This is a genomic window from Microbacterium sp. Bi128, assembly GCF_918698205.1.
Map to the genome: position 1 here is coordinate 1 of NZ_CAKKMM010000356.1, position 4,423 is coordinate 4,423.

3 protein-coding genes are annotated in these 4,423 nt (G+C 67.7%); 1 reads left to right on the forward strand and 2 read right to left on the reverse strand.

Features of this window, described 5'->3' with window-relative positions:
* Positions 1–5: 5 nt before the first annotated feature.
* Both LQV45_RS18875 and LQV45_RS18880 read right to left on the reverse strand, forming a co-directional pair.
* A complete protein-coding gene (locus LQV45_RS18875) occupies positions 6–1,298 on the reverse strand; it encodes an MFS transporter (RefSeq protein ID WP_230008338.1) in 1,293 nt (430 codons plus the stop codon).
* Positions 1,299–1,457: 159 nt separating this feature from the next.
* A complete protein-coding gene (locus LQV45_RS18880) occupies positions 1,458–2,900 on the reverse strand; it encodes a PucR family transcriptional regulator (protein WP_079550035.1) in 1,443 nt (480 codons plus the stop codon).
* Positions 2,901–3,046: 146 nt separating this feature from the next.
* Here LQV45_RS18880 and LQV45_RS18885 point away from each other — a divergent pair.
* Positions 3,047–4,423: aminobutyraldehyde dehydrogenase (locus LQV45_RS18885; protein WP_230008339.1), on the forward strand; the 1,377-nt coding region annotated here is incomplete at its 3' end.

Consider the following 4,423-nt stretch of genomic DNA (forward strand, 5'->3'; position numbering starts at 1 on the left):
GAGTGTCATCGCCGGATTCCTTCCGGGGCGTGCGGGGCGGTGGCCCGCAGCTTTTTGGCTGCCAGTTCCTTGGCCCGCAGCTCCTTCGGTCCGGCCGAGAGCAGGTGGCCCACCGCGATCTGGCCGAGGGCCACGGCCAGCAGCAGGGCCAACGGCAACGTCCAGGAATTGGTGGCGCTGTGCAGCAGGCCCATGCCGAACGGGCCGAGCGTCGCCAGCAGATACCCGGCGGACTGCGCCACGGTGGACAGTGCGGTGGTCTCGGCCGTGCTGCGGCCGCTGCGGCTGATCATCACCATGACCAGCGGGAAAATGCCGAGTCCGAATCCCAGCAGCACCGCGGTCAAAGGAGCCCAGTCCGTCGGCACGACAAGCATCGAGAGGACGCCGAGGGCCATGGTCACGGTGGCCAGATAGAACGCGGTCCGAAGCATCCGGGGGCGTGATCCGATGGCCACCAGCACCATGCCGGCGGGGACGGAGACGAGCTGCATGAGCCCGAACATCAGCCCGCTGTCGGACGCGGAGAGCCCCGTCGTGGCCAGCATGTAGGGGAACCAGCTGAGGACGGCGTAGGCCAGGAGCGCCTGCACCGTGAAGCCCAGCGTGATCATCGCGCCGGTGCGGGTCCGCAGCAGGGGCCACGGGGAAACCCGGGCGGCCTTGCCGGGGGATGCGTTGCGGTGGGCGTGCACCGCGATCGGGAGGAAGCCGAGGCACGCCCCCAAGGCCAGGAATCCGATCGCGCCGACGCCCGCCGACGGCGAGCCCAGGGCCTGGGCCACCGGAACGATCAGCACGGCGGTGGCAGTGGCGCCTGTGGTCATGGTCAGCGTGTAGACGGCGGTCATGAGGGACGTGCGGTCCGCGAAGTGCACGCGGATGAAAGAGGGCATGGCCACGTTGCAGATGGCCAGCCCGGACATCCCCGCCACGGTGCCGGCCAACAGCATCCCGGTGGACGGGACGCCGCGGAGCAGCAGCCCGGCCGCCAGCATCACGAGGGAGAGCAGGATGGCTTTTTCCAGCCCCAGCTGCCGGGTGAGCCAGGACGTGGCAGCGCCGGCCACCGCGAAGCACAGCGTGGGGATCGAGGGGAGCAGCGCTGCGATCAGCGGGCCGTAGCCCAGGACAGCCTGCAGGTCGTGGAAAAGCGCGGCGGCGCCGGTGATGCCGGCACGCAGGTTGAGCCCGATGAGCACGAGCGCCACGACGCCGGCCACGATCACGCCCCGCGGGCGGACCGCGCCGGGTGGAGCTGTCTGGGAAAGTGCGGAAACCGCCGTGCTGCTAGCCATAGCTAAAGGTTAGACGTTTGATGTTTGAGTCTCAGCCTTTAGTGGCGAATATCTCTGCAGGTGACAGAAAGCAACGCGGGGTCACTTAGCGCCCATCCCGGGCCGCTCAATGGGCGCTAAGTGACCCCGCGTTGCCTGCGGGCCGGACTGGAAGCGCCGTCAGCGCGGATGCCGGGCGCTGAGCCGCTGCACCGCGAGCGCGAGCCAGAGCTGCACCCGGTCCGCTGTCTGCGCGGGGTCGTATCCGGTGAGTTCGGTGATCTGCGCCAGCCGGTAGCGGACCGTATTGCGGTGCAGCGTCAGTTCCTCGGCGACGGCCGCCACCGAGCCGTTGTTGCCGAGGTAGCTTTCCAGCGTGGCCATGAGTTCGGCGCCGTGCGCCGCGTCGAAGGCCCGCAGCGGGTTCAGTGATTCGTTGGCCATGTCCGCCAGCGGAACGTCCTCGCTCGCGAGCAGCAGCGAGGTCAGACTCAGCCGCTCGGGCTCGTTGACCGGCAGCCCGTGGCTGGCCGCGTCACGGGCCTCGAAATAGCTCCAGCGCAGGCCGTTGGGCTTGGTGTACGCCCCGCCTATGCCGATCGTGGCATGGATCCCGGCCTCGGCGAGGTGGTCGCTGAGGCTGCGGGCAAGGGCGCTCGCGCCGCTGCCGTCGTCGGCCACCACCACCACGAGGTCCTTCCCGACGACGGAGCCGACAGCCGCGGCCAGCGGCTGGGGCAGCGAAGAGCTGCCCAGCTGCTTCTGGTGGGCGGCCGATTCGGCGAGCAGGACCACGTTCTTGCGGGTGCTGTTGATGCCGACGCCGGCCAGGCGCCGGGTGGCTTCGGACGCCTCCAGCGTCCCGTGGATAACGTCGTCGAGGACCTGGCCCGCCAGCGCCCGCTGCGCCTGCCGTTGCTTGACCATGTTGTTGAGCTCAACGCTGATCAGGTTTTGGGCGTAGCCCACGATGCCCGTGTCCTCGAACGGCTGCTTCACCCACAGGGTGCAGGCGTCGCGGCGTCCCGTGGGGATGGGATAGGACGCCCAGCCCTCGGCCTTGGGCGCCGGGTGGCCCGCAACACTGTTGTACAGCTGGGCGGTGAACTGGGTCAGGACGATCTCGGTGCGCAGCATCGACCCCAGGTGTTTCAGGAGCTCGGCCAGGCCGCCGCCCGTCAGCAGGGCGCGGGCCAGGATCTGGTGCCCGGCAATGAGCCGCTCAAGCTTGACCAGGTGGTCCGCGGACTGGGCGTCGGCCACGAGCTTTCCGATCGCGATGAACGGTGTCTCGTAGGGCACTTCCACCACCGGCAGCCCCCACCGGTTGGCTTCGGCGATCAGGGCCGGCGGAACGGCGTCGTGCGTCAGGCCGACCCCGAACCCGATGCCCACCGCGCCTGCCCGCTGGACCTGACGCACGAACCGGCGCTGCTCCGCGGCACTTTTGAGCCGCATACCGGTCGTCAGGATCAGTTCGCCGCCATTGAGGAACCGCTGCGGATCCTCCTGTTCGGTGACGGCCACCCAAAGAATGTCCTGGTGCCAGGTGGTTTCGGCGAGTCCGGCCTTGGTGAGATTCAGGGACGGAACTCCCAGTAGGGCTGCGAGTGAAATGGCCATGGATTCAGGATAGCCGGGTGCTGGTCAAGCGCACTAAAGTTCTGCGGGGATGGTGTGCAGGTGCCTATTCCCTGCCTTGACCTGCTGGCATAGGCTCGTGACCAGTCACACATCCGTCATTGGCAGTAAGAAAGAGGTTGTACACCGTGGTTCAAACCTTGCAGAACTTCATCAACGGCGAGTTTGTCACGCCCGCCGGCACAGGATTGCTGCCCATCGTGAACCCCACCAACGGTGACGTGGTGGCGCAGGCGCCGATCTCGGTGCAGGCCGACGTCGATGCCGCCATGACGGCAGCCAAGAACGCGTTCAAGACCTGGAAGCACACCACGCCCGGGCAGCGGCAGCTCATGCTGCTCAAGCTGGCGGATGCCGTCGAGGCCAACAGTGACGAGCTCGTGGAGGCCCAGCACCGGAACACCGGCCAGGTCCGCTCCCTGATCGCCTCCGAGGAAGTGGCCGCGGGCGCCGACCAGCTGCGCTTCTTCGCGGGCGCCGCCCGCATCATGGAAGGCAAGTCCGCCGGCGAGTACTTCGAAGGCCACACCTCCTACGTGCGGCGCGAGCCGATCGGCGTCGTTGCGCAGGTGGCCCCCTGGAACTACCCGTTCCTCATGGCCATCTGGAAGATCGGGCCTGCCCTGGCCGCCGGCAACACCGTGGTCCTCAAGCCCTCGGACACCACCCCCGAATCCACCCTGGTGCTGGCCCGGCTCGCCGGTGCGATCTTCCCGGCCGGCGTCCTGAACGTTGTCCTGGGCACCGGCGAAACCGGCGCGATGATGGTCGAGCACAAGGTCCCCGGCCTGGTCTCCATCACCGGTTCCGTCCGCGCCGGCATCGCTGTCGCCTCGGGTGCCGCCAAGGGACTCAAGCGCGCCCACCTGGAACTCGGCGGCAAGGCCCCGGCCATTGTGTTCGCCGACGCCGACATCAAGAAGAGCGCCGCGGCGATCGCCGAGTTCGCCTTCTTCAACGCCGGCCAGGACTGCACGGCCATTACGCGCGTCCTGGTCCAGGATTCGGTGCACGACGACGTCGTTGCCGCCATGGTGGAGCACACCAAGACCCTGCACACCGGCTCGCAGAACGACGAAGACAACTACTTCGGCCCGCTGAACAACGTCAACCACTTCAACGCGGTCACCTCCGTCGTCGAGCACCTGCCGGCGAACTGCAAGATCGAGACCGGCGGCCACCGTGCGGGCGAGAAGGGCTTCTTCTTCGAGCCCACCATCGTCACCGGCGCCAAGCAGAGCGATGACATCGTCCAGAAGGAAACGTTCGGCCCGGTCATCACGGTGCAGAAGTTCAGCACCGAGGACGAGGCCGTGGAACTGGCCAACGACGTGGAATACGCCCTGGCCTCGAGCGTCTGGACGACGAACCACGGAACCGCCATGCGCCTGAGCCGCGACCTCGACTTCGGCGCCGTCTGGATCAACACCCACATTCTCCTCACCGCCGAAATGCCGCACGGTGGCTTCAAGCAGTCCGGCTACGGCAAGGACCTGTCCATGTAC

Bases quoted from the DNA above. Each gene is read 5' to 3' on its own strand.
- LQV45_RS18875 (WP_230008338.1), bottom strand. From the start codon at position 1,298: ATGGCTAGCAGCACGGCGGTTTCCGCACTTTCCCAGACAGCTCCACCC.
- LQV45_RS18880 (WP_079550035.1), bottom strand. From the start codon at position 2,900: ATGGCCATTTCACTCGCAGCCCTACTGGGAGTTCCGTCCCTGAATCTC.